Origin of the sequence: Pseudomonas sp. RC4D1 (assembly GCF_018390395.1) — a bacterium.
GTDB classification, from domain to species: domain Bacteria; phylum Pseudomonadota; class Gammaproteobacteria; order Pseudomonadales; family Pseudomonadaceae; genus Aquipseudomonas; species Aquipseudomonas danubii.
In genome coordinates this window covers 1,258,968-1,283,295 of record NZ_JAHBAW010000001.1, presented here as the reverse complement: position 1 = coordinate 1,283,295, position 24,328 = coordinate 1,258,968, and the positions used below count along the sequence as shown (strand labels likewise).

At 62.4% G+C, this 24,328-nt stretch carries 28 protein-coding genes; 14 read left to right on the top strand and 14 right to left on the bottom strand.

What is annotated here, in order from left to right:
- Positions 1-34: 34 nt before the first annotated feature.
- The 8 genes from KHO49_RS05855 to KHO49_RS05820 all read right to left on the bottom strand — a co-directional run bounded on the left by KHO49_RS05855 (position 35) and on the right by KHO49_RS05820 (position 8,195).
- Positions 35-1,402, bottom strand: coding sequence for a DUF1329 domain-containing protein (locus KHO49_RS05855; protein ID WP_110596032.1), 1,368 nt, complete (start codon positions 1,400-1,402; stop codon positions 35-37).
- 24 nt (positions 1,403-1,426) lie between these two features.
- On the bottom strand, positions 1,427-3,217 hold the full coding sequence (locus KHO49_RS05850) for a DUF1302 domain-containing protein (RefSeq protein ID WP_213664746.1): 1,791 nt from the start codon (positions 3,215-3,217) through the stop codon (positions 1,427-1,429).
- Between the two features lie 484 nt (positions 3,218-3,701).
- Positions 3,702-4,061 (bottom strand): hypothetical protein, encoded by a 360-nt coding sequence (locus KHO49_RS05845; RefSeq protein WP_102861188.1) that lies wholly within the window; start codon positions 4,059-4,061, stop codon positions 3,702-3,704.
- A gap of 162 nt (positions 4,062-4,223) precedes the next feature.
- On the bottom strand, positions 4,224-5,135 hold the full coding sequence (locus KHO49_RS05840) for an SDR family oxidoreductase (RefSeq protein ID WP_102879066.1): 912 nt from the start codon (positions 5,133-5,135) through the stop codon (positions 4,224-4,226).
- 168 nt (positions 5,136-5,303) lie between these two features.
- The gene (locus KHO49_RS05835; RefSeq protein WP_213664745.1) at positions 5,304-6,206 is read right to left on the bottom strand and encodes an alpha/beta fold hydrolase; all 903 of its coding nucleotides are present in this window, start codon (positions 6,204-6,206) and stop codon (positions 5,304-5,306) included.
- Positions 6,206-6,988, bottom strand: a complete 783-nt coding sequence (locus KHO49_RS05830; RefSeq protein WP_102861186.1) for a class II aldolase/adducin family protein — start codon at positions 6,986-6,988, stop codon at positions 6,206-6,208. The genes KHO49_RS05835 and KHO49_RS05830 overlap by 1 nt, the downstream gene beginning before the upstream one ends.
- Positions 6,989-7,132: 144 nt before the next feature.
- Positions 7,133-7,819, bottom strand: a complete 687-nt coding sequence (locus KHO49_RS05825) for an LrgB family protein (protein ID WP_060837578.1) — start codon at positions 7,817-7,819, stop codon at positions 7,133-7,135.
- A complete protein-coding gene (locus KHO49_RS05820) occupies positions 7,809-8,195 on the bottom strand; it encodes a CidA/LrgA family protein (RefSeq protein WP_110653386.1) in 387 nt (128 codons plus the stop codon). Before KHO49_RS05820 ends, KHO49_RS05825 begins: the two co-directional genes overlap by 11 nt.
- A 98-nt stretch (positions 8,196-8,293) precedes the next feature.
- Here KHO49_RS05820 and KHO49_RS05815 point away from each other — a divergent pair, with 98 nt between their 5' ends.
- The gene (locus tag KHO49_RS05815; RefSeq protein WP_170001145.1) at positions 8,294-9,190 is read left to right on the top strand and encodes a LysR family transcriptional regulator; all 897 of its coding nucleotides are present in this window, start codon (positions 8,294-8,296) and stop codon (positions 9,188-9,190) included.
- Here the strand turns inward: KHO49_RS05815 and KHO49_RS05810 are convergent.
- Complete coding sequence (locus tag KHO49_RS05810; protein WP_102861183.1) at positions 9,171-9,626, bottom strand: flavodoxin; 456 nt, start codon at positions 9,624-9,626, stop codon at positions 9,171-9,173. The genes KHO49_RS05815 and KHO49_RS05810 overlap by 20 nt on opposite strands.
- Positions 9,627-9,785: 159 nt before the next feature.
- Here KHO49_RS05810 and KHO49_RS05805 point away from each other — a divergent pair, with 159 nt between their 5' ends.
- The gene (locus KHO49_RS05805) at positions 9,786-10,259 is read left to right on the top strand and encodes a PAS domain-containing protein (RefSeq protein ID WP_102861182.1); all 474 of its coding nucleotides are present in this window, start codon (positions 9,786-9,788) and stop codon (positions 10,257-10,259) included.
- A gap of 53 nt (positions 10,260-10,312) precedes the next feature.
- Positions 10,313-10,918, top strand: coding sequence for a hypothetical protein (locus KHO49_RS05800; RefSeq protein WP_102861181.1), 606 nt, complete (start codon positions 10,313-10,315; stop codon positions 10,916-10,918).
- Between the two features lie 18 nt (positions 10,919-10,936).
- Here the strand turns inward: KHO49_RS05800 and KHO49_RS05795 are convergent, their stop codons facing one another.
- Positions 10,937-11,896 (bottom strand): MerR family transcriptional regulator, encoded by a 960-nt coding sequence (locus KHO49_RS05795; protein ID WP_213664744.1) that lies wholly within the window; start codon positions 11,894-11,896, stop codon positions 10,937-10,939.
- Between the two features lie 209 nt (positions 11,897-12,105).
- On the opposite strand from KHO49_RS05795, the gene KHO49_RS05790 reads away from it, so the two are divergent.
- The 6 genes from KHO49_RS05790 to KHO49_RS05765 all read left to right on the top strand — a co-directional run bounded on the left by KHO49_RS05790 (position 12,106) and on the right by KHO49_RS05765 (position 15,164).
- A complete protein-coding gene (locus tag KHO49_RS05790) occupies positions 12,106-12,675 on the top strand; it encodes an antibiotic biosynthesis monooxygenase (RefSeq protein ID WP_213664743.1) in 570 nt (189 codons plus the stop codon).
- A gap of 125 nt (positions 12,676-12,800) precedes the next feature.
- Positions 12,801-13,511: a dihydromonapterin reductase gene (gene folM / locus KHO49_RS05785; protein ID WP_213664742.1), complete on the top strand. Its 711-nt coding sequence runs from the start codon at positions 12,801-12,803 to the stop codon at positions 13,509-13,511.
- A 23-nt stretch (positions 13,512-13,534) separates the two neighbouring features.
- A complete protein-coding gene (gene folE / locus KHO49_RS05780; RefSeq protein ID WP_102861177.1) occupies positions 13,535-14,095 on the top strand; it encodes a GTP cyclohydrolase I FolE in 561 nt (186 codons plus the stop codon).
- Between the two features lie 2 nt (positions 14,096-14,097).
- Positions 14,098-14,478, top strand: coding sequence for a dihydroneopterin triphosphate 2'-epimerase (gene folX, locus KHO49_RS05775; protein WP_102878391.1), 381 nt, complete (start codon positions 14,098-14,100; stop codon positions 14,476-14,478).
- 58 nt (positions 14,479-14,536) lie between these two features.
- Entirely contained in the window at positions 14,537-14,833 is a 297-nt protein-coding gene (locus tag KHO49_RS05770; RefSeq protein ID WP_110596025.1) for a DUF1244 domain-containing protein, read from the top strand.
- Positions 14,826-15,164, top strand: coding sequence for a HopJ type III effector protein (locus tag KHO49_RS05765; RefSeq protein WP_102861174.1), 339 nt, complete (start codon positions 14,826-14,828; stop codon positions 15,162-15,164). Before KHO49_RS05770 ends, KHO49_RS05765 begins: the two co-directional genes overlap by 8 nt.
- A 67-nt stretch (positions 15,165-15,231) precedes the next feature.
- Here KHO49_RS05765 and trxB read toward each other — a convergent pair whose 3' ends face one another.
- Positions 15,232-16,194, bottom strand: a complete 963-nt coding sequence (gene trxB, locus KHO49_RS05760; protein WP_060837566.1) for a thioredoxin-disulfide reductase — start codon at positions 16,192-16,194, stop codon at positions 15,232-15,234.
- Between the two features lie 310 nt (positions 16,195-16,504).
- Between trxB and cysZ the strand changes: the two genes are divergently transcribed.
- Entirely contained in the window at positions 16,505-17,254 is a 750-nt protein-coding gene (gene cysZ, locus KHO49_RS05755) for a sulfate transporter CysZ (RefSeq protein ID WP_102878389.1), read from the top strand.
- A gap of 45 nt (positions 17,255-17,299) precedes the next feature.
- Entirely contained in the window at positions 17,300-18,580 is a 1,281-nt protein-coding gene (locus tag KHO49_RS05750; protein ID WP_213664741.1) for a glycosyltransferase family 4 protein, read from the top strand.
- On the opposite strand, the gene KHO49_RS05745 is transcribed toward KHO49_RS05750, so the two are convergent.
- The 3 genes from KHO49_RS05745 to KHO49_RS05735 form a co-directional block, all read right to left on the bottom strand.
- Positions 18,577-19,680, bottom strand: coding sequence for an NADH:flavin oxidoreductase (locus KHO49_RS05745; protein ID WP_102861171.1), 1,104 nt, complete (start codon positions 19,678-19,680; stop codon positions 18,577-18,579). The genes KHO49_RS05750 and KHO49_RS05745 overlap by 4 nt on opposite strands.
- Before the next feature lie 186 nt (positions 19,681-19,866).
- Complete coding sequence (locus KHO49_RS05740; RefSeq protein WP_102861170.1) at positions 19,867-20,349, bottom strand: glutathione peroxidase; 483 nt, start codon at positions 20,347-20,349, stop codon at positions 19,867-19,869.
- 122 nt (positions 20,350-20,471) lie between these two features.
- The gene (locus KHO49_RS05735) at positions 20,472-20,957 is read right to left on the bottom strand and encodes an FKBP-type peptidyl-prolyl cis-trans isomerase (protein ID WP_102861169.1); all 486 of its coding nucleotides are present in this window, start codon (positions 20,955-20,957) and stop codon (positions 20,472-20,474) included.
- Here KHO49_RS05735 and KHO49_RS05730 point away from each other — a divergent pair.
- From KHO49_RS05730 to yihG, 3 genes are read left to right on the top strand one after another with little or no spacing between them, the layout of a single operon-like run.
- Positions 20,926-21,264 (top strand): DUF3565 domain-containing protein, encoded by a 339-nt coding sequence (locus KHO49_RS05730; RefSeq protein WP_102861709.1) that lies wholly within the window; start codon positions 20,926-20,928, stop codon positions 21,262-21,264. The genes KHO49_RS05735 and KHO49_RS05730 overlap by 32 nt on opposite strands.
- A gap of 57 nt (positions 21,265-21,321) precedes the next feature.
- Entirely contained in the window at positions 21,322-23,421 is a 2,100-nt protein-coding gene (gene pta, locus KHO49_RS05725) for a phosphate acetyltransferase (RefSeq protein ID WP_102878385.1), read from the top strand.
- Positions 23,422-24,327 carry a 1-acylglycerol-3-phosphate O-acyltransferase, YihG family gene (yihG, locus tag KHO49_RS05720; protein ID WP_102878384.1) on the top strand — a complete coding sequence of 302 codons (906 nt, stop codon included), beginning with the start codon at positions 23,422-23,424 and terminating at the stop codon, positions 24,325-24,327.
- Position 24,328: the final 1 nt, after the last annotated feature.

The following is a 24,328-nucleotide window of genomic DNA, read 5'->3' as shown; positions in this document are numbered from 1 at the left end:
GCGGTCGCCTTTGCACCCCGTGCGTCACTGCTGCCTAGCGCACCCCGCTGGCGCGCAAGGCGGCCGGAGTGTAGTCGGCCGCCTTGGCGGCAAAGCCGAATTCCAGGCTGTGCTTTTCCTCGTTCTTCATGCCCAGGGCCAGGTAGCGACCGGCGTTGAGGTCATACAGGGCTTCCAGGGTGTAGGCCGGGACCTGATGGTCGTAGTAGTACTGCGCGTGTCCCTCGGCCACTCGCCACAACTGGCCACGACCGTCGTAGTGATCCACCAGCGCCACCTGCCAGCTGTCCTCGTCGATGTACATGTGGCGGGTGGCATAGATATGCCGCTGGTTGGGCTTGACCGTGCCCACCACTTCCCAGACCCGGTGCAGTTCGTAGCGGGTCAGGTCCTGGTTGATGTGCCCGGCCTTGATGATGTCGTCGTACTTGAGGCTCGGCGAGTCCAGCTTGTAGCTGTTGTAGGGGATGTACATCTCCTTCTTGCCCACCAGTTTCCAGTCGTAACGGTCGGGTGCGCCGGAAAACATGTCGAAGTTGTCCGAGGTGCGCAGGCCGTCGGCGGCGGTGCCCGGACCGTCGTAGGCCACCTGCGGGGCGCGGCGTACACGGCGCTGCCCGGCGTTGTAGATCCAGGCCGAACGGGGCTCCTTGACCTGATCCAGGGTTTCATGGACCAGCAGCACGTTGCCCGCCAGCCGCGCCGGGGCGGTCACCGACTGCTTGAAGAAGTTCTGCACGTTGGCACCCTTGGCCGGGTCCAGGTCGGGGATCAGTTGCGGCGCCGCCACTTCCTCTTCAAAACGGATCGAGGTGTAGCTGCCGTTGGTCTGCGGGGTGGCCTGGGTGATGATGCGTTTCTGATTGCCACCGTGATAGCGGGTCAGGTGGTTCCACAGCACCTCGATGCCGCTCTTCGGAATCGGAAAGGCGTAGTAGCGGTTGCCCGTGAAGTTGGCCAGTCCGTTGCCGTCGTTGGTGGTGGTCACGTTCAGCGCGCTGCGCTTGGCCGACTCGTAGATTTCCGGTGGCAGGCCGACGCTGCGATGGGTCGGGTAGACCGGAATCCGGTAGCTGTCCGGGTAGCGCTTGAACATCGCCAGTTGCCCTGCGGACAGCTTGTCCTTGTACTTGTCGGCCGTGGCCGCGGTGATGATGAACAACGGTTTCTCATTGGCGAAGGGATCGGCGAGAAAGCCCTTGCTGTCCACCGCCCCGGCGTTCTTCGGGATGCCGCCGGTCCAGGCCGGAATCGAGCCATCGGCGTTGCCGGCCTTCTCCGCCCCCACGGGAGTCAGGCTGGTGCCCAGCTTGGCGGCTTCTTCCGGACTCACTGCAGCCATCAGGTTGGCCGCCCACAGGCCCAGTGCCAGGGCGCTGCATTGCAGAATCATCTTGCGCATTCAAGTGCTCCTTCTTGTGCCGGTTCAGAAGTTCACGCCAAAGCTCAACGCGAGGAAGTCCCGGTCGGTGAGGGTGTTGTAGCGCCCGCCAAAAAAGTCGGTGTAGCTGAGGCTGGCGGTGTAGGTGTTGCGGTAGTCGGCGTCGACACCAACGCTGAGGGCCTTGGCGCCCTGGTTGAACAAGCCGTTGGGGCCGTAGCCGTTGACGTCGTGGGACCAGGACAGGTTGGGCTTGAAGTTGATCCCGCCGATCACGTTGCTGTAGTCGAGGATGGCCCGGGCCCGATAACCCCAGGAGGTGGCGGTGACGAACCCATCGGTGTCGCCGCCATAGCCGTACTGGCCGTAGACCGAGTCGCGGCCGTAGCGCAGCTTGCTTTTGTCCTCCAGGCCACCGACCCGGACAATCGCCGCCTCGCCCACCAGGGTCAGGCGATCGGCCCCCAGCACCTGATCGAAGAACTGGGTCATGCTGCTCTGGATCTGGGTGATTTCCTTGCGCCGGTAGCCGGTGTTGTCGGCGCCCATGGCGGTCTTGATCGGTGAAGCCGCACCCCCGGCAATGGGGTTGAGCAGGGCCAGGGTCAGGTCGTTAGTGTTGACCTGCACCGGGGCATTGGGCCGGTAGCTGATCTCGCCGGTCCAGGCGGTGCCGGTGGGCAGCGTGGTGGAGAAGCTGGCGCCATACAGGCGGATGTCCTCCGGGTATTCGAGGTAGTACTGGCCACGGCCGAGCATCACGCTTTGCAGCAGGCCGCTGCCGGAACCGGGAACGATGCCGTTGGCGGCGCCGGCAATCGCGCCCAGGGTCGCCGGGCTGACATTGGCGGTGGTGGTGCTGACCACCGGGCTGCGGGCGTGGTAGTTCATGAAATACAGGCCGTACTCGGTGTCATCGCCGAGCCAGCGCAGAGCGGCGCCCCACTGCCCGGAGTCCCGGGCGTCGCGGTCACCGCCGCGGGGCAGGATCACCCCCTCGCGGGCCACCTGAAAGCCCTGGCCGAAGGCCGCTGCCACCGGTTGTAACGGTGCGATCGCCGGGTTGCCGACGGTGTAGCCGGTGGTGCAGCCATCGGCCACCACATCGTTGCCGAAGAAGGTGCCGCAGTTGTCCACCACGGTCTGGTCCCACTCCAGCTGATAGAAGCCTTCCACGGTCAACTGGTTGGTCAGGCCCTGGGAGGCGAACAGCATGTTCACCGGCACCAGGCCTTCCTTGATCTCGGCCCCGGGGCGGCGAAAGGCCGAGACGTCCACCGGGTTGATGCTGTTGATGGAGTTGCCGATGAAGGTGCTCTCGCCCCAGCTGACCACCTGCTTGCCGGCGCGCACGGTACCCGGCAGGTTGGCAATCGAGTAGTTGTGGTAGACGAAGGCGTCGAGAATCTGTGCGCCCGAGGACTTGGCGCCTTCCTTGCGGTTGTGGTCGCTGATGGGTTTGAACTGGCGATCCTCGTCCTTGAGTTCGAAGTCGTACCAGTACTTGCCGCGCACGAAGACGCCGGTGTCGCCGTACTTGAGTTCAAGGTCGTGCAGGCCCTTGAAGATCTTCGAGAAAGTCTCGCCCTTCTTGAAGTTCAAGCGGCCATCGTCACCGGTGGAAGACTGCGCGGTGCCACCGTTGATGGTGCCGACAAACGCAGGGTCGGCATTGCGCATGCCCCAACTGGCGCCAACGGACAAGGACGAGTCGAACTGCCCTTCAATTTCCCCAATATTGAACGAAACCGCCTGCGCCTGAGCGCTGCAGCCCAGCGCTACCGCGACAGCCAGCGCCTGCGGTTTGAAGATGGCGCGCATTGTTGTTCTTGTCATGCGTCTTCCCCGGTGAGTGACAGGAGGCCTCACCCTACTGCCGGGGTACCACGGCCGATAAGCGCACCAAGGAGGTATTCGAGTTGTCGCCCGAAAGGATTAGCGCCCTTGCCACAGGGACCGTTCAGAGATGTATCCACGGGCTGGATACGCGACCATCAAGTGCATCGATACAGGTGCTGTGCCCCTCTGGACTGTTGCTCAAGCTGTAACAGTCCTTGTCCTGAATGGCTATTTTTCCAGGTCATGCCAGGGCTTATTCTTACCTCGCAGTCACGGCAAACAACGCCACGCCACTGCCGCGCAAAGAGCCCGCCGCCCGTTGCCCGAAACAGACTTCCAGTTGGCTTGAAAAGATTCAGTCCAGGCCACTACCCCAGGTTCACCGACGTTGATTTTGTAGCTCCTTGATCTAACGTCTTACCTTGGCCGCTGCTCTTGCAGCGGCCTTTTTTATGCGCGCAAGACAACGGCCAAGTTGGCCTTACAAGGTGTCGTCATCACCATCGTCGTAATGAAACTTGTGCAACAGACGATGCGCCACCGGTGACAGGATCAAGCCCAGAGTGGCGGCGAACACCAGGTTGGTGTAGAGCCCGTAGGTGGCAAAAAACAGTTTGCCGCCAGGGGTTTGCGGCATGTTGATGGGCCCGATGCCGCCGAGGATCATGGCTGCGTCATACAAGGCGTCGTGAAAGGAAATGTCCTGCTCGAAGTACAGCAGACCGCTGATACCCAGCAACACCGAAAAGCTGATCAGGGCCAGAACCACCAGGCCGTGAACACATAGACGCCGGATAAACAGCAGTCGCGACAGTACCGGCTGATCCTTTGACTCATACATCTCAAGCGCTCCTTGTGCGTTCGCCAGCCGTCGAGCATAGAGACGAACGCCACAGGAGTAAAACCGCCGGAGCCCAGGCTCCGGCGGGTCATTGCCTGGCGGCTTTCAAGCCTGGAAAAAACGCCCGCCGATCAGCGCCGGACAAGGCTGACCCACGCAGCGTCAGAGGGCGTACTTTTGCAGATTCTGCATCATCTCCTTGAGCGCCTCGATGTTGTCCTTGGGATGCGCCGCCCCCTCGAAATCGCAGATCTGCTGCCAGTGTGCCGCCACATCGTCGGGCGAAAAGCCCTGGCGCGGATCAAAACCGGCGCCCAGGCTGCGCTCCCAGCGCACCTTGCCGATCCAGCCGCCGCCCACTTCGAACAGGCCGGAGGTTTCCTCGCACTGCTCGCTGCCCAGGTACACCACCAGCGGGCTCACCAGTTCCGGCTTGAGCTGCTCGAACACCTGTGGCGGGATCAGGCCCTCGGTCATCCGCGTGCCACCGGTCGGGGCAATGGCGTTGACCAGGATGTTGTTCTTGCGCCCTTCGATGGCCAGGGTCCGGGTCAGGCCGTACAGGCCGAGCTTGGCCATGCCGTAGTTGGACTGGCCGAAGTTGCCGTAGATGCCTGATGTGGACGCGGTGAAGATCACCCGTCCGTACGCCTGGTCCCGCAGATGCGGCCAGGCGGCGCGAGTGACTTTGTAGGCACCTTCGACATGCACCCGGTACACCAGGTCCCAATCGGCGTCGTCCATCTTGTGGAAGGTCTTGTCCCGCAGGATGCCAGCGTTGTTGACCACCACATCGACCCGGCCGAACACATCCAGGGCGTTCTGCACGATCTTTTCGCCATCGGTGACCGAGTCGTGGTTGGCCTCGGCGATGCCCCCGGCCTCGCGGATCTGCGCCACCACCCGATCGGCCGCCGAGGCACTGGCGCCCTCGCCCTGGGCCGAGCCCCCCAGGTCGTTGACCAGCACCTTGGCCCCGTGCCTGGCGAACAGCAAGGCATGGGCCCGGCCCAGGCCGCCGCCGGCTCCGGTGATGATCACTACTTTGTCTTGCAAGCGCACAGATTCACTCATACCGAACTCCAGCAGGGCCAATGGACAATTCTTCGAGTGTCGGACAGCCAGCCGGCGGTCACAATAAAAACGTCCAGGCCTGAATGGTGCCCAATAAGACAGCGGGATAATCGCCCCGCCCGCACCAGAGCGCGCCCCTGCCTTGGGCCACACAGTGACCCAAGGCGCTCAGGACCCCATTGCCTGGCGTGGCGGCGCGAGCAATGTGTCGCGAAACCCCAGGTAATGCTTGAGCACCGGCAACGGCGCTTCGATCTGTGGGTAATGGCCGATACCCGGTAGCAGCACCGTGTCCGGCTCGGCGATCAACTGACGATAGCGCTCCACCATGTGCGCCCCGGAAATCGGGTCCTGGGCGCCATCGATCACCCGCAGCGGCACCTCGCCGCGTTGCATGGCGCCGACCCAACGCTCGCGCTGGGCCCGTCGCTCGGGGATATAAGCGATCAACTTGTGCAGGATGCGCGGCCCGTTGTTGCTGTGCACCAGGCTCCAGAAGTCATCCAGGACCGACTCGCTGGGACCGGTCTGGGGGCCGAAGATCTGCCGGAAGCTGTTCGCCAGCCCCTGGCGACTGAACACCCGCCCGAGCATCCAGCCCACGGGGCTGAGCAACAGCTTCTGGGTCAGCACTGGGCGATGGGTTTCCGGAAACAGACCGCCATTGAGGAACACGCAGCTGGCGATCTCGATTCGCGCTTCATAATGCCGGGCCAGCAGTTCCTGGGCGACGCTGTCGCCGTAGTCATGGGCCAGCAGGTGCAGCGGCTCTTGGATCTGCAAATGGACCAGCAACGCCTGCTGCAAGTCTGCCTGCTCCAGCAGGCTGTACTCATGGTCCAGCGGCTTGTCCGAGTCGCCGAAGCCGAGCATGTCGCAGGCGATCACCTGATAGCGCCGCGCCAGGGGTTGCCACAGGTAATGCCAGTCCCAGCTGGCGGTGGGAAACCCATGGATCAACAGCAGCGGCTCTCCTTGCCCCGCCACCCAATAACGAATGCGCTGGCCGCGAAATACAAAGTCCTTGCCGCGCTTGCGCCAGACACACAGAGGAATCTCGGCGATAGGCATCAGACTTTATAACCCGGGTCGAGTTGATCGAGCTTGCGCAACAGGGCCGGCCAGGCCAGTGCGCCCCCCATCCCCTGGGCACTGCGGGTGACGCCGGCGATCATCGCCTTGGCCCCCGCCAGGATCGATGCAGGAATGGTGATCAGCTCGGCGCCACCATTCTGCGCCAGCACCTGGATCTCGCAGGCACGCTGGAAGGTGAACATCATCAGGAAGGTATCGGCGATGCTGGCGCCGCAGGTCAGCAAGCCATGGTTGTGCAGCAGCAGGAAGTTGTTGTCCCCCAGGTCGGCCTGCAGCCGCTCTTTCTCCTCGGGGTTCAGGGCTACGCCCTCATAAGGGTGACGGCCCAGGCTCGACAGCACGAACAGCGACTGCTGGCTGATGGGCAGCACGCCCTGCTTCTGCGCCGACACTGCGACCCCGGCGGCCGTGTGGGTATGCAGCACACAGAGCACATCGTGGCGCACCGCGTGCACGGCACTGTGAATGGTGTAGCCCGCCGGGTTGATCTCGTAGGGGCTGTCCATCAGCTTGTTACCAGCCTGGTCGACCTTCACCAGGCTAGAGGCGGTGATCTCGTGGAACATCATGCCGAAGGGGTTGATCAGGAAGTCTTCGGTGCCCGGCACCTTGGCGGAGATATGGGTGAAGATCAGGTCGTCCCAGCCGTGCATGGCCACCAGACGGTAGCAGGCGGCGAGGTCCAGACGGGTTTGCCACTCAACGGCGCTGACTTGTTTTTTTACACTCGGTGTCGATTGAACGGGGGCTAGGCTCACGGCAAGGACCTCGGTGATGGTTCTTATTGGATGAGGGAACCCTCAGAGTCTAGACAGCTTGCATCGACTGCGGAGTTGCATTGACAGCCAGCTTGATGACCGTACGGGTCAGCCGGAGAGAAGGCTCTGATCCGTGGCTTTGCGTCAAAGCACAGACGCCAGCAAAGGGGCCGCGAAGAGGTTCAGCAACCCGGTCAACACCATCACCAGACCGGCCACCGAGCCCTCTTCACCCCCGACTTCATGGGCCCGGCTGACTCCGGCTCCGTGGGCGCCGACACCAAACAGCGCGCCCCGGGCCAGGGCACTGCGCAAGGGCAGCCAGCGCAGCAGCACACCGCCGAGCATGGCACCGAACACCCCGGTGAACATCACGAACACCGCCGTCAACTCAGGCACGCCGCCCAGGTCATGGGCCAGGGGCATGGCGAACGGCGTGGTAATGGAACGTGGCACCAGGGACAGGGTCACCGAGCTGTCCAGGGCCAGCATCTTCGCCAAGCCGAAGGAACTGCCGATGGACGCGGCGCTGCCCGCCAGCATGCCCAGCAACAGGGCCGACCAGTGGCGCATCAGCAACTGGCGCTGCTGCCAGATGGGAATCGCAAAGGCCACCGTCACCGGCCCCAGCACCAGCATCAGCCAGTGGGTGTTGGCGGCGTATTCGGCATAGGCGGTGTGCAGCGGCACCGCAATTGCCAGCAGCAGGGCCGGCACCAGGATCAACGGCGATAGCAGGTAGCGCCCGGTGCGCCGGTAGATCCAGCGGCTGAACAGATACGCCCCCAGGGTCAGGGCAAGCCAGAACATCGGCATCAGTTCAAGCTTCATGGCGCATCCTCCAGCGACAGACCATCTCCACCGTGAGTGCGGTCACCAGCATCACCAGCAGGGTGCTGATACCGATCACCAGCAGAATCCGCCAGCCGTCCTGACGCAGCAGGCTGCCGTAGTCCAGCAAGCTCATCAGCGCCGGAATGAAGAACAGCAGCATCTCCGCCATCAGCAGGCCGGCCCCCAGTTGCAAGGCCGCCGGCTTGACCCAGCCCAGGGCGAAGGTCAGCAGCAACAGCGCAAGGCCAATGACCCCACCGGGAATCGGCCAGGGCAGCCAGGTAGCCAGTTGGCAACCGAGAAAATAGATGGCCAGCAGCACTGCCAATTCGCCAATCAGGCGGCCCAGGCGTTTACAGGTGGAAATGTTCATGGTGGTTGAGTCCTCTCAGGGGCCCATTTTATGAAAAGCCCCTGCATCACCGAAGCGAATTGTTAGACTTGAAACCATTCCAATCTGGAATTACCACCATGGATTTCAAACAACTGCGCAGTTTTGTCGAAGTCATCCGCCAGGGCGGTTTCACCCAGGCGGCCAGGACCCTGCACATCAGCCAGTCGGCGGTCAGCAAGCAGATCGCGCAGCTGGAACAAAGCCTGGGCACGCCCCTGCTGGAGCGCCAGGGCTCGCACATTCATCTCACCGCCGCCGGCGGCGTGGTGCTGCAGCGCGCCGAGGACATGCTGCGCCTGCGCCATGAACTGCTCAGCGAACTGGATGACCTGAGCCATCTGGCACGGGGTGAACTGCGCCTGGGTCTGCCGCTGCTGGGCAGCGATGCACTGTTCGCCAGCCGTTTCGCCGAATACCGCCGGCGCTACCCGAATATCCAAGTGCAACTGCTCGAAGGCGGCAGCCTGAATGTCGAGCAGGCCGTGCGCAGTGGCGAGCTGGAACTGGGGGGCAGCCTGACCCCCAAGGACCCGGCGTTTGCCTATCAACCCTTCTGCGATGAACCCCTGGATGCCTTGTTGCCCGCCGATCATCCCCTGGCGCTGAACGCCCAGGTGCGCCTGGAAGAACTGGCCGATACGCCCTTCCTCCTCTATCAGCGCAGCTTTGTGCTCAACGACCGGCTGCTCCAGGCCTGCCAGCAGGTGGGCTTCACGCCAAAGGAGGGGGGACGTAGCGGCCAGGCAGACTTTCTTGCGGCGCTGGTGGCCGCCGGTCAAGGTGTGGTGTTGCTGCCCAGTGTGGTGGCCCGCGGCCTGGTGCGGCCGGGGGTGGTGCGCCTGACGCTGAAGGCCCCGGACTATCTGCGCTGGGACATTGCCTTCATCTGGCGCCAGGGCGCGTATCTGTCCAAGGCAGCGCAAGCCTGGCTGGCGCTGCTACGGGAACAGCCGGTCAACCCCGCAGGGCGCTGATCAACTCGGCCAGCCAGGGCTCGGCATCGGTTTCCGGGGTCACGCTCTCGCTGGCGTCCAGGCGCAGCATCGGCAGCACTTCTTCCACTCCCAGCTCGGCAAACAGCTCACGCATCTGCTCGCCACCGCCACAGAAGGTATCGCCGTAGCTGGAATCCCCCAGGCCGATTACCGCTCCGGGCAGCCCACGCCAGGCGGCGGGCAACTGATCGCGAATGCTCGAATACAGCGGCAGCAGGTTGTCTGGCAGTTCGCCCATGCCGGTGGTCGAGGTCACGGCCAGCAACGCCTGCGGTGCGAAGGCCTGAAGCTCGGTCAAAGTGGCCCGCGAGTTGTGCCAGGCCTCGAAACCTGCGGCGTTGAGGAGCTTGGCGGCGTGCCGGGCGACTTCTTCAGCCGTGCCGTACACCGAGCCGGAAAGGATGGCGACTTTCATCAATCTGTTCCTGAAGCTGACTAAAAGACTGGGATATTACCAGCTACGGAGTAAAATCCCGCTTCTGCTGCCCGCACCGCTCAAAAGCGCCTGTGGACAGCGTGCCAGCGTGACTTAGAATTCAATTCAACACTTGCTGATTGATAGCGGAACTTCGGGATGATCAACGCTCATCTGCTGCAAAAGATGATCAACGCCTCCAACGACGGGATTGTGGTCGCGGAACAGGAAGGCGAAGACAACATCGTGATTTACGTGAATCCGGCTTTCGAGCGACTGACCGGCTACAGCGCCGACGAAGTGCTGTATCAGGATTGTCGTTTCCTGCAGTCCGGAGACCGTGACCAGCCGGGGCTGGAACGGATTCGCCAGGCCCTGAGCCAGGGGCAGCCTTGCCGCGAGGTGCTGCGCAACTATCGCAAGGACGGCAGCCACTTCTGGAACGAACTGTCGATCACCCCGGTATTCAACGACAGCGATCAACTGACCTATTTCATTGGCGTGCAGAAAGACGTCAGTGTGCAGATCAAGGCGCAGCAACGCTTGCTCCAGCTGGAGCAGCAACTGGCCGCAGTGCAAGCCGAGCTCGCGGCCCTCAAGGCGACCGACGGCTCTAATAAGTCGCAGATTTAGTGGTCTGTAGGGATATTCCCCACCGATTTGTCCTTCACCCTTCGAGCAACATCATGCAGCGTGACGCTCTCCTCACCCAGGATGAACTGGACTTCATCCAAACCATGCAGCACAACCCGCAGCTCAATGTGCGCGATGCCACATCGAGCCTGCTGGTCAATGGCGGCTCGCAGATCCGTGACCTGCTGACCCGTCTGGCTGCCAATGAAAAGGTCACCATCCAGGCCCATTTCGACAACCAGCAGATGACCTTCCCCCTGCATCTGGTGGAAGACGAATTCCATGCCCTGCATCTGCGCCTGGGGGTGCCGAGCATCTTCGAGGACGGCCCCATGATCCGGCCCTGGCGCCTGACGCTGGAAGAGCCGGTGGCCCTGGAAAACTCCAGGGGCCAGCCTGGACGCCTGTGGGTGCGGGAGGTGTCGTTCAAGGGCGTATTGCTGGAGATCCGCAACCGGACCCGGCCCCCCAAGCAGTTCGCCCAGTGGTTCAGCCCTTCGGGATATGAACGGATTGCCCTGCACGGGCGCTTCGAGCGCCAGACCGAAGCCGGTTTCTATGCCTATCGCCTGGATCAGAGTGACGCGGAAGAAACCGAACGCCTGCGCCAGTTCATCCTCCAGCAGCACCGCCATACCCATCCGGCCCTGCACGCCTGAAGCTGACCGAGAGCCGTTTCAGGTATCCAGGCGACCGCTGAGGAACTGCCGCAGGCGCTTCTGCATCAGGCGCCCCTCATTTCCCAGGCACGCCACCGGCGAACCGCTGAAGCTTTCCTGAGCCAGGTCCGCCGCATCTCCGGCAAGCATCAATGGACAGTCCAGAGTCAGCGCCAGACGCTTGAGGCGCTTGGGCAACTCCGCCGTCGGCGCGTGATTGGAGAACACCACCAGGGCCACAGGCTTGAGTTTTTCGCAGACCAGGGTCAGTTCATCCAGCGGTGCTCCCGGCCCCAGCAGGCGGACACCGACCTGGTCATGCCCGAGCATCAGTGCCGCCACCAGCAGCTCCAGTTCGCGGCACTGCGGGCTGAGCGCCGTCAGCAGCAGTTGCCGGTTCTGAGTGGTACGCTGCAACAACAGCCTTTGCGTGATCCGCGCCCGCAAAAAACCATCCAGAAACAACCACTCGCTGGTCTGACCGAAAGTCTCTCGGTCCTGCAGCAGTTGCTTCCAGAACGGCAGGAAAATGTCCTGGAATACCACCGGCAAGGCGTAGCTGGAGAAGACCTGGCCGTAGAGACGCTCCAGTTGCTCTTCATCGAAAGCGCTCACCGCCAGCTTCAACTGATCGCGCCACTGGCCATATTCACCTTGCAGGCCGTCGTCCACCGCCACCTTGGCCTGAGCCTGGTCTGCCCGGCTCTTGGCCAGAATCTTGCCGACCTTGCTTACCGCCACACCGCGCTCGATCCAACCCAGAATCTCCCGCACCGCCTCAACATCGTGCATGGAATACAGGCGATGCCCGCTTTCGGTGCGCGTCGGCTGGATCAGACCGTAGCGTCGTTCCCAGGCCCGCAGGGTCACCGGGTTGATTCCAGTCAGGCGCGCCACTTCACGGATCGGAAACAGCTCATCCTGACGGGCAGGGTCAGGCGCCGGAGCAACAGGGACAGGTTCAGTCATGACGGGCATCTGGGGAGAAAACACCAGTAAACAAAGTGGCGGCCATTCTACTCTCCCCAGGTGCAAATGCTTCAAGCGCGAGAAAAACCGACCGGTGTCATTGGTAGCCTCGCGCCAATCAGGAATAATCCTTGCTTGATTCAGGCGCGGCCCACTACCCCGGTGCCACGTCAGCGACTGCCTTACCCAGGCCGCGCATTGGTTTACGGAGATACATAATGTCTACCTCACCCGTCACCCTGATGGTTGCCCGGCGCGTTGCCGACGGCCGTTACCAGGACCTGATCGCCTGGCTGCGCGAAGGCGAACAACTGGCCACCGACTTTCCCGGCTACCTGGGTTCCGGCGTTCTGGCCCCACCACCTGACGACGACGAATTCCAGATCATCTTCCGCTTCGCCGACGAACAGACCCTGCACACCTGGGAACACTCCGCCTCGCGCACCGCCTGGCTGGCCCGGGGCAGCGACTTGTTTGCCCACCCATCGGAACATCGCGTCAGCGGTATCGATGGCTGGTTCGGCGCAGCCGGACAACGACCACCGCACTGGAAACAGGCCGTGGCCATCTGGCTGGCGTTCTTCCCGGTGTCGCTGCTGTTCAACTTCGTCTTAGGTCCCCTGCTCAGCGACCTGAGCCTGTTGCCCCGAGTGTTTGTCAGCACCCTGGCGTTGACCCCGTTGATGGTCTACCTCTTCATTCCGATGTCCACCCGCCTGCTGGCTAACTGGCTCAACAGCACACCTGCGCGCCCGCTGCCGACCAGCGCCTCGACGCAGAATCCGTGATTCGCCGGCAAGCTGGCTCCTACATCGCCCTGTAGGAGCTGGCTTGCCAGCGCAGCCCCCGAGCAACAGGCACAACCCATCCCGCCGCTGGTATAGTTTTCCCCTACCCGCGACGCGAGCCCTTCATGAACACCTCCTCCGCTCCGATCCTGATCACTGGTGCCAGCCAGCGTGTCGGCCTGCATTGCGCCCTGCGCCTGCTGGAAGACGGGCAGCCGGTGATCGTCACTTACCGCAGCGACCGCCCGGGCCTGCAGACCTTGCGGGAAAAAGGCGCGATCCTGTTGCATGCCGACTTCTCCAGCGAAGCCGGAATCCTGGCCCTGATCAGCGAGGTGAAACACCACACCGACCGCTTGCGGGCCATCGTCCACAACGCCTCAGAGTGGCTGGAAGAAAGCCCAGGCGAGGAAAGCGCGGCCTTTACCCGGATGTTCAACGTGCACATGCTCGCGCCCTACCTGATCAACCTGCACTGCGCAGAGTTGCTGCAGCGTTCGAGCCCGGCGGACATCATCCACATCAGCGACGACGTGACCCGCAAGGGCAGCAGCAAGCACATCGCCTACTGCGCCAGCAAAGCCGGGCTGGACAGCCTGACCCTGTCCTTCGCGGCAAAATACGCCCCGGCAATCAAGGTCAACGGCATCGCTCCGGCCCTGCTATTGTTCAACCCCGACGACGACGCGGCGTACCGCGCCAAGACCCTGGCCAAATCCGCCCTGGGCATCGAACCCGGCAGCGAAGTGATCTACCAGAGCCTGCGCTACCTGCTGGACAACCCCTATGTCACCGGCACCACCTTGACCGTCAACGGCGGGCGGCACGTCAAATAAGCCGGCCCCCACGAGGACCTTGCATGAGCCTTTCCCTGCCCCAACACTACCGCGAGATCCTCAAGGGCCTCGGTGAAGACCCCGAGCGCGAAGGTTTGCTCGACACCCCCAAGCGCGCGGCCAAGGCCATGCAGTACCTGTGTCATGGCTACAGCCAGTCGGTGGACGAGATCGTCAATGGCGCACTGTTCGCCTCCGACAGCGACGAAATGGTGATAGTCGCCGACATCGAGCTGTACTCCCTGTGCGAACATCACCTGCTGCCCTTCATCGGCAAGGCCCATGTGGCTTATATTCCTACCGGCAAGGTGCTGGGGCTGTCGAAGATCGCCCGGATCGTCGATATGTTCGCCAGACGCCTGCAGATCCAGGAAAATCTCACCCGGGAAATCGCCGACGCGGTGCAAAGCGTGACCCAGGCCGCGGGCGTCGCGGTGGTAATCGAAGCCAAGCACATGTGCATGATGATGCGCGGCGTCGAGAAACAGAATTCCACCATGCACACCTCGGTGATGCTCGGCGCCTTTCGCGATTCGAGCACCACTCGCCAGGAATTCCTGCAATTGATTGGACGGAGCAAGTAGCAATGCCACAACTTCAGCCAGGAATGGCTCGTATCCGAGTCAAGGACCTGCTCCTGCGGACCTATATCGGAATCAACGAGGAAGAGATCCTCAACAAGCAGGATGTGCTGATCAACCTGACCATCCTGTACCCCGCCCATGATGCGGTGCGCGACAACGACATCGATCACGCGCTGAACTACCGCACCATCACCAAGGCAATCATTGCCCACGTCGAAGGCAATCGCTTCGCCTTGCTGGAGCGCCTGACCCAGGAACTGCTGGACCTGGTGATGTGCAACCTCTCGGTGCAGTACGCCGAAGTCGAAGTCGACAAACCCCACGCCCTGCGCTTTGCCGAATCGGTATCGATCACCCTCGCGGCCAGCCGCGCTGGCTCATAGAGAACAGCCATAGCGGCAAGCGCCTGTCTTGGCGCTTGCCGCTGCATTGGAGAGTCACATGACCGAACAACAACGCCTGGAACTGGAAGCCGCGGCCTTTCGCCGCCTGGTGGCCCACCTGGACAACCGCAAGGACGTGCAGAACATCGACCTGATGAACCTGGCCGGGTTCTGCCGCAACTGCCTGTCCAAGTGGTACAAGGCCGAGGCCGACGAACGCCAGATCGAGGTCAGCCTCGATGACGCCCGTGAAGTGGTGTACGGCATGCCCTACGCCGAATGGAAAAATCTCTACCAGAAAGAAGCCAGCGCCGAGCAGCAAGCGGCGTTCGCCAAAGGAAAGTCCCATGACTGATCTGAACACCCTGCGCGCCAGCCTGAACAGCGGTGAACACGCTTTTGCCGACACCCTGGCCTTTGTCGCCGCCGGTTACGACTACCAGCCTCAGGCCTTCAACAACGGTGGCGTGGAAAACGCCGCCGGGCAGAACGAAGGCTCGTGCAAGACCCTGGGCCTGGCCCTGTTGGAAGGCCTGAGCGACACAGAAGCCCTGCTGGCCTTCGGCGAGCACTACCGCTCGGTACTGGCCACCCCCGAAGGCACTGACCACGGCAATATCCGCGCCCTGATCGCCCACGGCCTGGCCGGGGTCAAGTTCGCCGCCCAGCCGCTGACTCGCCGCTGATCTGGCTCCGACAAAACCATCACCCATAAAAAAACCGGCTTGCGCCGGTTTTTTTATCGCCTGGAAATCAGTGTGCCGCGTTCTGCAGACCGTCCAGGTAACGCTCGGTGTCCAGTGCCGCCATGCAGCCGGCGCCGGCCGAGGTGATGGCCTGACGGTAAACGTGGTCAGCCACGTCGCCAGCGGCAAAGATACCCTCGACGCTGGTGGCCGTGGCATTGCCGTCACGACCGCCCTGCACCACCAGGTAACCGTCCTTGAGGGTCAACTGGCCTTCGAACAGCGAGGTGTTCGGGGTGTGGCCGATGGCGATGAACACGCCGTCGACTTTCAGCTCGTCGAAGCTGCCGTCGTTGTTCTTCAGGCGCGCACCGGTCACGCCCATGTTGTCGCCCAGGACTTCGTCCAGGTTGGCATTGAGCTTGAGGATGATCTTGCCTTCGGCCACGCGGGCGTTGAGCTTGTCGATCAGGATCTTCTCGGCGCGGAAGGTTTCGCGACGGTGGATCAGGGTCACGGTGCTGGCGATGTTGGCCAGGTACAGGGCTTCTTCGACAGCGGTGTTGCCACCACCGACCACCGCCACCGGTTTGTTGCGATAGAAGAAACCGTCACAGGTAGCGCAGGCCGATACACCCTTGCCCATGAACGCTTCTTCCGAAGGCAGGCCCAGGTAACGGGCGCTGGCGCCGGTGGCGATGATCAGGGCGTCGCAGGTGTAGGTCGCGCTGTCGCCGGTCAGGGTGTAAGGCTTGGCAGCGAAGTCCACGGCATTGATATGGTCGAAGACGATTTCGGTTTCGAAACGCTCGGCGTGCTCGCGCATCCGCTCCATCAGCGCCGGGCCGGTCAGGCCGTGTACGTCGCCAGGCCAGTTGTCGACTTCAGTGGTGGTGGTCAGTTGGCCACCGGCCTGCATGCCGGTGATCAGCAGCGGCTTCAGGTTGGCACGGGCGGCATAGACGGCGGCGCTGTAACCGGCAGGGCCGGAACCGAGAATAATCACACGCGAATGGCGTACTTCAGACATGACTCACTCCTATCGACCGGCCCGGGTGCCCTGGCGCGGAACGCCGGATTGCCGGCTGGAATAAAAAAGGACGGCGAAACCTTGGGGAAGGCTTGAACTCGACCGTCCAAAAAATAATGGGTGAAGCGTATAGAGGGGGCGAAGATTAAGGAAATACGGTTTAACAATCCAGCTCATAGGCGGTCTCTATCCTCAGCAGGCCCATTTGAAAGGGTCTTTGTTACCGTTGATGTCGACCTGTTCACGGTGCTTTCGCCCCCCGGGCAAAGCCGGTAAGGTCGGCGCGTTTTCCATCTGCTCGGAGCGTTCTATGCCCGCCCCCGTACTGTCCGGCCCGCAATACCTGCGTGAAGGCCTGAAGCTGGTCCTCAGTCCCGGCCTGCGCCTGTTCGTGCTACTGCCCCTGGTGATCAACCTGGTGTTGTTCGTCGGATTGATCTATTTCGCCGGCCACCAGTTCAGCCTGTGGATCGACACCCTGATGCCGACCCTGCCGCAATGGCTGAGCTTTCTGAGCTACATCCTCTGGCCGCTGTTCATGGTGCTGGTGGTGTTGATGGTGTTTTTCACCTTCACCATGCTGGCCAATATCATTGCCGCCCCCTTCAACGGCTTTCTATCGGAAAAAGTCGAAATCGTGGTCCGTGGCACCGACGATTTCCCGCCCTTCAGCTGGGGCGAACTGATCGCCATGATCCCCCGCACCCTATCCCGGGAAATGCGCAAGCTCGGCTACTTCCTGCCCCGGGCCATCGGCCTGTTCATCCTGTCGCTGATCCCGGTGGTCAACCTGATTGCCGCGCCGCTGTGGCTGCTGTTCGGCGTATGGATGATGGCCATCCAGTACATCGACTACCCGGCGGATAACAACAAGATGAGCTGGCAGGAGATGATCGTCTGGCTGCGGCAGAAGCGCTGGCAGAGCCTGGGTTTTGGCGGCATCGTCTACCTGGCGCTGATGATCCCCTTCGTCAACATCCTGATGATGCCAGCCGCCGTGGCCGGGGCGACGCTGTTCTGGGTGCGTGAGCGCGGGATGGAGAACCTGCCGGCCAAATAAGGCTGGCGTGTCATAAATCCATCATCCAGACGTCACAATGACGACATGGCCTCAGTCGACACTGTGGCCATGACGACAGCTCTGCACATCACCCTCATCACTGAAACCTTCCCACCGGAAATCAATGGCGTGGCCAATACCCTTGGCCGCCTGTGTGATGGCCTGCGTGCCCGTGGGCATCAGGTGGAACTGGTGCGTCCGCGCCAGGGTTGTGATCAGAGCCGCCCCAGCGACGAGGCCCTGATGCTGTGCCGCGGCTGGCCACTGCCGGGATACCCGGGGCTGCAATGGGGCCAGTCGTCGATGCACAAACTGCTGCGACGCTGGAAACGCCAACGCCCGGACGTGCTCTACATCGCCACCGAGGGCCCGCTGGGGCTGTCCGCGCTGCGGGCGGCGAAACGTCTGGGGATCTCGGTGGTCAGTGGCTTCCATACCAACTTCCAACAGTATTCCAGCCAGTACGGCCTGGGTTTGCTGACGCGCTTGCTGACACATTACCTGCGCTGGTTCCACAACCGTTCGAAGCTGACCCTGGTGCCCAGCGCCAGTCAGCGCCTGGAGCTGGAGCGTCGGCACTTCGAACGCCTGGCCCTGCTGTCCCGGGGCGTCGACAGCCAACTGTTCCATCCGGCCAAACGCCTCAATGAGCTGCGCACCCGCTGGGGCCTGGGCAACGATGATCTGGCGGTGATCCATGTCGGGCGCCTGGCCCCGGAGAAGAACCTGAGCCTGCTCAAGCGCTGCTTCGAGCAACTCAAGGCCACTTATCCACAGCGGAAGATGAAACTGATCGTGGTGGGTGACGGCCCACAACGCGCCGCCCTGGAAAAAAGCCTGCCCGAGGCCCTGTTCTGTGGCAGTCAGCGGGGTGAAGCCCTGGCGGCCCATTACGCTTCGGGGGATGTGTTCCTGTTTCCCAGCCTCACGGAAACCTTCGGCAATGTGGTGCTGGAAGCCCTGGCTTCCGGGCTGGCGGTGGTGGCCTACGATCAGGCCGCTGCAGCCCAGCATATCCGCCATGGCTACAACGGCGTGCTGGCCATGCCCGGGGATGAAGGCGCGTTCTGTGAGGCCGCCGGCTGGCTGCTGGAGGAAGCGGAAACCCTGCGCCGGGTACGTCTCAACGCCCGACAACACGCCAGCCGCCAGGGCTGGCCGGCCGTGATCGCACAGTTTGAGGATCAGTTGCGCAGTGTCTGCCAGCCAGCACCGGTCGTGGATTACGAAGGGATGATCGAAGCGGCGCTGGAACCACGCAGCGCCACAGAGACACTTGGTGCGGCAAGGAGGCTGCCCCCCTCACCGCCCGGGGCCAGAAGTTAAACCAGGGTCGTCAGTGCTTCACGGCTGAACGGCAGGATGTCCTGCTCACGGCCTTCACGGACTTTCTGCGCCCAATCCGGGTCCACCAACAGTGCCCGACCCACGGCCACTAGATCGAACTCGTCGTTGTTCAAGCGCTGCAGCAGGTTTTCCAGGCTGGCCGGCTGCGCCACCTTGTCAGTGTTGACCATGAACTGCAGGAACTCGCCGTCCAGGCCGACGCTGCCCACGGTGATGGTGGGTTTGCCGGTGAGCTTGCGGGTCCAGCCTGCCAGGTTCAGGTCCGAGCCTTCGAACTCCGGCTCCCAGAAGCGTCGCGTCGAGCAGTGGAAGATATCCACACCTGCATCTGCCAACGGCTTGAGGAAGGCGCCCAGAGCTTCCGGGGTCTGCACCAGACGCGCGCTGTAATCCTGCTGCTTCCACTGGGAGAAACGCAGGATGATCGGGAAATCCGGGCCGACGGCAGCCCGCACCGCCTGGATCAACTCGATGGCGAAACGCGAGCGCTGCGCCAGGTCGCCGCCGTATTCGTCGGTGCGCTGGTTGGTGCCCTCCCAGAAGAACTGGTCCACCAGGTAACCGTGGGCACCATGGATTTCCACACCGTCCATGCCGATGCTCTGGGCATCCTTGGCGGCCTGGGCAAAGGCTGCGATCACTTCCTGGATGTCCTGGTGGGTCATGCCGTGCACCAGCACCTTGCCGTCCTTGAGCTTCTCGGTCGGGCCATAGCCGGGCACGCTGGCGTCCGGCTCGGTGCCCAGGCGCCGCACATTACCCACATGCCACAGTTGCGGAACGATCTTGCCACCTTCGGCGTGGACCGCATCCACCACCTTCTTCCACCCGGCCAGGGCCGCCTCGCCATGGAACTGCGGCACATTGGGGTAACCGTTGGCGGCCTGGTGCCCCACCGTGGTGCCCTCGGTGATGATCAGGCCGACACCCGCAGCAGCGCGGCGACGGTAATACTCGATGACCTTGGCGTTGGGCACGCCACCCGGAGAAAACGAACGGGTCATCGGCGCCATCACTACGCGGCTCGGCAGCTCCAGCGCGCCGAGTTGAAAGGGTTTGAACAAGGCTTGAACAGGCATGCTGCACTCCGACAAAAAGGCTCGAGTCGATACTCGACGCACAAGACTGCGCCGGGTACCTGCCCCGGCGCACTTATGATGAGGATAATATGGCCCCCTCACAGTGCTGCACAGCATTATTGATTTGAGTGATTTAGATGCAAAAACGCCGCATTGCAGCGGCGTGAAAGAGGGGCCCGGCAGTGCTTAGCTCAGGGCTTTTTCGATGGCCTGGACCACAGTCGGATCATCCGGAGCAGTACGGGGCGAGAAACGCGCCAGAACCCGACCGTCCTTGCCCAACAGAAATTTCTCGAAGTTCCAGGTGATATCCCCGGGAAACTCCGCGCCCTCGCCCGCCAGCAAACGGTACAGCTGATGACGCTCGGGACCGTTCACGTCCAGTTTGCTGCTCAAGGGAAAAGTCACCCCGTAATTGAGGCTGCAAAACTCCTGGATCTCCTGCTCGGTGCCCGGTTCCTGCCCGGCGAACTGGTTGCAGGGCAACCCCAGCACACTGAATCCCTGGGCCTTGTATTGCTGGTAGAGATTCTCCAACGCCGCATATTGTGGTGTCAGACCACATTTGGAGGCGACGTTGACCACCAGCACGACTTGCCCCTTGAAGGGCGCGAGCGGCAGCTCCTGACCATCCAGGGCTTTCAATTTAAGGTCGTGAAAAGCACTCATGACGAACTCCAAATTCCTGTGTTCTTACAGAAAAACAGCCTCTCGACAGTACAGCCAAAAGCCGCGGACTAAAAAGGCGCCCTCGGGCGCCTCTCCAGTAAGCTTGAGCTTAGCGCAGAAAATCAGTGGTGATGGCCACCTTCGCCATGGACGTGACCATGAGCGACTTCTTCCTGGCTGGCATCACGGATGGCAACGATCTTGACCTGGAAGTTCAGGCGCTGACCGGCCAGCGGGTGGTTGCCGTCTACGGTCACGTCGTCACCGTCCAGATCACGGATGGTCACGATCTGCATCTGGCCGTCCGGAGCGGACGCGTGGAACTGCATGCCCACTTCCAGTTCGTCGACGCCTTCGAACATGCTGCGGCTCAGGGTGCTGACCAGTTCGGCAGCGTATTCGCCGTAGGCATCTTCAGGTTCCACGGAGACGTTCAGTTCGTCACCGACTTGCTTGCCTTCCAGAGCCTTTTCCAGACCAGGAATGATGTTACCTGCGCCTTGCAGGTAAACCAGCGGGGCGCCGCCGGCAGAGCTGTCGATGACCTCACCAGCATCGTTGGTGAGGGTATAGTCGATGGAGACAGCCTTATTGGCGGCGATCAGCATGGGGCGGGACCTTTTGCATAAGAATGAAGAACGAGCAAGTTTAGCGAAGCAATCGCTCGAAAGCGAACGGAACCCGGACCAACGGAACGTGAAAAATCACTCGACAATCTGCGGTTTCCATCAGGACGAAGAGGGTCATTGGGTGGCCGAACTGTCCTGTGGGCATACCCAGCACCTGCGTCACTTGCCGCCCTGGCAATCCCGGGCCTGGGTACTGGACCCGCAGTTGCGGGCGGAAAAAATAGGCCAGCGCTTTGACTGCGGCTGGTGTGCTCAAGCACCGGATAACGATAACCTTAGCGCCTGACGACCAGGCAGACGGCTGCAGACCGTCGCCTTTGCCATGCACCTTCTGAGAACTCGCATGCAAACTTTTTTTATCGCGCCCACCGATTTTGGTGTGGGTCTGACCTCCATCAGCCTCGGGCTGGTGCGTACCTTGGAACGGGCCGGCCTCAAGGTCGGCTTTTTCAAGCCCATTGCCCAGCCCCACCCCGGTGATACCGGCCCCGAGCGCTCCACCGAGCTGGTAGCCCGGACCCACGGCCTGAAGCCGCCACAACCCCTGGGCCTGGCCCATGTGGAGCGAATGCTCGGCGACGGCCAGCTGGATGAATTGCTAGAGGAAATCATCACCCTCTACCAGCAGGCCGCCATCGGCAAGGACGTGCTGATCGTCGAAGGCATGGTGCCGACCCGCAGCGCCAGCTACGCAGCCCGGGTCAACCTGCACCTGGCCAAAAGCCTGGATGCCGAAGTGATCCTGGTCTCTGCTCCGGAAAACGAAGTGCTCACCGAGCTGTCGGGACGGGTCGAGTTGCAGGCGCAGTTGTTCGGCGGCCCGCGAGACCCGAAAGTGCTGGGGGTGATCCTCAACAAAGTGCGTACCGACGAAAGCATGGAGGCGTTCTCCGCCCGTTTGAAGGAGCACTCGCCCTTGCTGCGCAGCGGCGACTTCCGCCTGCTGGGCTGCATTCCCTTCCAGCCGGAACTGAACGCACCGCGCACCCGCGACGTAGCCGACCTGATGGGCGCCCAGGTGCTCAATGCCGGGGACTATGAAACCCGGCGCATGACCAAGATCATCATTTGCGCCCGAACCATGCGCAACACCGTGGAACTGCTCAAGCCCGGCGTACTGGTGGTGACCCCGGGGGATCGCGACGACATCATCCTCGCCGTGAGTCTCGCGGCGATCAACGGTGTGCCCCTGGCCGGCCTGCTGCTGACCAGCGACACCCTGCCCGACCCGCGCATCATGGATCTGTGCCGTGGTGCCCTGAACGCCGGCCTGCCGGTGCTGTCGGTCAGCACCGGGTCCTACGACACCGCCAACCAGCTCAATGGCCTGAACAAGGAAATCCCCATCGATGACCGCGAGCGCGCGGAAATCATCACCGACTTCGTCGCCAGCCACCTGGACGCCAACTGGCTGCACCAGCGCTGCGGCACTCCGCGGGAAATGCGCCTGTCGCCGGCGGTGTTCCGCTATCAGTTGATCCAGCGGGCACAGGACGCCAACAAGCGTATCGTCCTGCCCGAAGGCAGCGAACCCTTGACCGTGCAGGCCGCTGCCATCTGCCAAGCCCGGGGCATCGCCCGTTGTGTACTGCTGGCCAAGCCAGAGGAAGTGCATGCGGTAGCCCGGGCCCAGGGCATCGAGTTGCCCGAAGGCCTGGAGATTCTCGACCCGGACCTGATTCGCGAGCGCTACGTGGAGCCCATGGTGGCCCTGCGCAAGAGCAAGAGCCTCAACGCCCCCATGGCCGAGCAGCAACTGGAGGACCCGGTGGTGATCGGCACCGTGATGCTGGCCCTGGATGAGGTGGATGGCCTGGTATCGGGGGTCATCCATTCCACTGCCAACACCATTCGCCCGGCCCTGCAACTGATCAAGACCGCCCCGGGCTGCACCCTGGTGTCCTCGGTATTCTTCATGCTGTTCCCTGAGCAGGTGCTGGTCTACGGCGACTGCGTGATGAACCCGCACCCCAGCGCCAGCGAACTGGCGGAGATCGCCCTGCAGAGTGCCGACTCGGCGGCGGCGTTCGGCATTACTCCAAGAGTGGCCATGATCAGCTACTCCAGCGGCGACTCGGCCAGCGGCGAAGAAGTGGAGAAAGTCCGCGAGGCGACCCTGCTGGCCCATGAAGCCCAGCGTTCGCTGTTGATCGACGGCCCGCTGCAATACGATGCCGCGGCCAACGAAAACGTCGCCCGGCAACTGGCCCCCAACAGCCAGGTGGCAGGCAAGGCCACGGTTTTCGTGTTCCCCGACCTGAACACCGGCAACACCACCCACAAGGCCGTGCAGCGCAGCGCCGATTGCGTGAGCCTGGGGCCGATGCTGCAAGGCCTGCGCAAGCCTGTGAACGACCTGCCCCGGGGCGCCCAGGTGGATGACATTGTCTACACCATCGCCCTGACCGCGATTCAAGCCGCCAACCGACCCATGGATGCCTAAATGCTGGAATTTCTACCTGCCGCTGTGCGCGGGATCATCGCCTCGATCCTGCTGGCGCTGAACACCATCCTGCTGTGCTCGTTCCTGTTCTGCGTGGCGATCTGCAAGGCCCTGCCCTTCGCCCTCACCCAGCGCTTCACCCACTGGCTGATGAACCACACCCACGAAGCCTGGATCAGCAACAACAAGGCCTGGATGCAGCTGGTGTGCCGCACTCGCTGGCACCTGCAGGGCCTTGAAGGCCTGGATTACCAGCACTCCTATCTGGTCACCAGCAACCATCAGAGCTGGGTCGACATCATGGTGCTGCAGTACGTGCTCAACCGCCGCATCCGCCCGCTGAAGTTCTTCCTCAAGCAGGAGCTGATCTGGGTGCCGGTGATTGGCCTCGCCTGGTGGGCCCTGGGCTTTCCGTTCATGAAGCGCTACTCCAAGGCCTACCTGGAAAAGCATCCGGAGAAAAAGGGCAAGGACCTGGAAACCACCCGCAAGACCTGCGCGAAGTTCCGCAACAACCCGGTGGGGATCTTCAACTTCGTCGAAGGCACGCGCTTCACCGAAGGCAAGCATGCCCAGCAACAGTCGCCGTTCCGCTACCTGCTCAAGCCCAAGGCCGGCGGCATCGCCTTTGTCCTGGATGCCATGGGCGAGCAATTGCAATCGATCATCGATGTGACAATCCACTACCCCGCTGGCCGGCCCGGTTTCTGGGACCTGCTGTGCGGCAGGGTCAAGGAGGTGGTGGTGCGCTTTGAGGAGGTGCAGATTCCACCGCAGTTCATTGGCAAGAACTACGAGCAGGACACGACCTATCGCCAGGCATTCCAGGGCTGGATCAACCAGCAGTGGCTGGACAAGGACGCGCTGCTGGAAGAACTGCATCGCGAGTATCCGGCAAAGCCCTGAG

Bases quoted from the DNA above. Each gene is read 5' to 3' on its own strand.
- KHO49_RS05855 (WP_110596032.1), bottom strand. From the start codon at position 1,402: ATGCGCAAGATGATTCTGCAATGCAGCGCCCTGGCACTGGGCCTGTGG.
- KHO49_RS05850 (WP_213664746.1), bottom strand. From the start codon at position 3,217: ATGACAAGAACAACAATGCGCGCCATCTTCAAACCGCAGGCGCTGGCT.
- KHO49_RS05845 (WP_102861188.1), bottom strand. From the start codon at position 4,061: ATGTATGAGTCAAAGGATCAGCCGGTACTGTCGCGACTGCTGTTTATC.
- KHO49_RS05840 (WP_102879066.1), bottom strand. From the start codon at position 5,135: ATGAGTGAATCTGTGCGCTTGCAAGACAAAGTAGTGATCATCACCGGA.
- KHO49_RS05835 (WP_213664745.1), bottom strand. From the start codon at position 6,206: ATGCCTATCGCCGAGATTCCTCTGTGTGTCTGGCGCAAGCGCGGCAAG.
- KHO49_RS05825 (WP_060837578.1), bottom strand. From the start codon at position 7,819: ATGAAGCTTGAACTGATGCCGATGTTCTGGCTTGCCCTGACCCTGGGG.
- KHO49_RS05820 (WP_110653386.1), bottom strand. From the start codon at position 8,195: ATGAACATTTCCACCTGTAAACGCCTGGGCCGCCTGATTGGCGAATTG.
- KHO49_RS05815 (WP_170001145.1), top strand. From the start codon at position 8,294: ATGGATTTCAAACAACTGCGCAGTTTTGTCGAAGTCATCCGCCAGGGC.
- KHO49_RS05810 (WP_102861183.1), bottom strand. From the start codon at position 9,626: ATGAAAGTCGCCATCCTTTCCGGCTCGGTGTACGGCACGGCTGAAGAA.
- KHO49_RS05805 (WP_102861182.1), top strand. From the start codon at position 9,786: ATGATCAACGCTCATCTGCTGCAAAAGATGATCAACGCCTCCAACGAC.
- KHO49_RS05800 (WP_102861181.1), top strand. From the start codon at position 10,313: ATGCAGCGTGACGCTCTCCTCACCCAGGATGAACTGGACTTCATCCAA.
- KHO49_RS05795 (WP_213664744.1), bottom strand. From the start codon at position 11,896: ATGCCCGTCATGACTGAACCTGTCCCTGTTGCTCCGGCGCCTGACCCT.
- KHO49_RS05790 (WP_213664743.1), top strand. From the start codon at position 12,106: ATGTCTACCTCACCCGTCACCCTGATGGTTGCCCGGCGCGTTGCCGAC.
- folM (WP_213664742.1), top strand. From the start codon at position 12,801: ATGAACACCTCCTCCGCTCCGATCCTGATCACTGGTGCCAGCCAGCGT.
- folE (WP_102861177.1), top strand. From the start codon at position 13,535: ATGAGCCTTTCCCTGCCCCAACACTACCGCGAGATCCTCAAGGGCCTC.
- folX (WP_102878391.1), top strand. From the start codon at position 14,098: ATGCCACAACTTCAGCCAGGAATGGCTCGTATCCGAGTCAAGGACCTG.
- KHO49_RS05770 (WP_110596025.1), top strand. From the start codon at position 14,537: ATGACCGAACAACAACGCCTGGAACTGGAAGCCGCGGCCTTTCGCCGC.
- KHO49_RS05765 (WP_102861174.1), top strand. From the start codon at position 14,826: ATGACTGATCTGAACACCCTGCGCGCCAGCCTGAACAGCGGTGAACAC.
- trxB (WP_060837566.1), bottom strand. From the start codon at position 16,194: ATGTCTGAAGTACGCCATTCGCGTGTGATTATTCTCGGTTCCGGCCCT.
- cysZ (WP_102878389.1), top strand. From the start codon at position 16,505: ATGCCCGCCCCCGTACTGTCCGGCCCGCAATACCTGCGTGAAGGCCTG.
- KHO49_RS05750 (WP_213664741.1), top strand. From the start codon at position 17,300: ATGGCCTCAGTCGACACTGTGGCCATGACGACAGCTCTGCACATCACC.
- KHO49_RS05745 (WP_102861171.1), bottom strand. From the start codon at position 19,680: ATGCCTGTTCAAGCCTTGTTCAAACCCTTTCAACTCGGCGCGCTGGAG.
- KHO49_RS05740 (WP_102861170.1), bottom strand. From the start codon at position 20,349: ATGAGTGCTTTTCACGACCTTAAATTGAAAGCCCTGGATGGTCAGGAG.
- KHO49_RS05730 (WP_102861709.1), top strand. From the start codon at position 20,926: ATGGAGACAGCCTTATTGGCGGCGATCAGCATGGGGCGGGACCTTTTG.
- KHO49_RS05735 (WP_102861169.1), bottom strand. From the start codon at position 20,957: ATGCTGATCGCCGCCAATAAGGCTGTCTCCATCGACTATACCCTCACC.
- pta (WP_102878385.1), top strand. From the start codon at position 21,322: ATGCAAACTTTTTTTATCGCGCCCACCGATTTTGGTGTGGGTCTGACC.
- yihG (WP_102878384.1), top strand. From the start codon at position 23,422: ATGCTGGAATTTCTACCTGCCGCTGTGCGCGGGATCATCGCCTCGATC.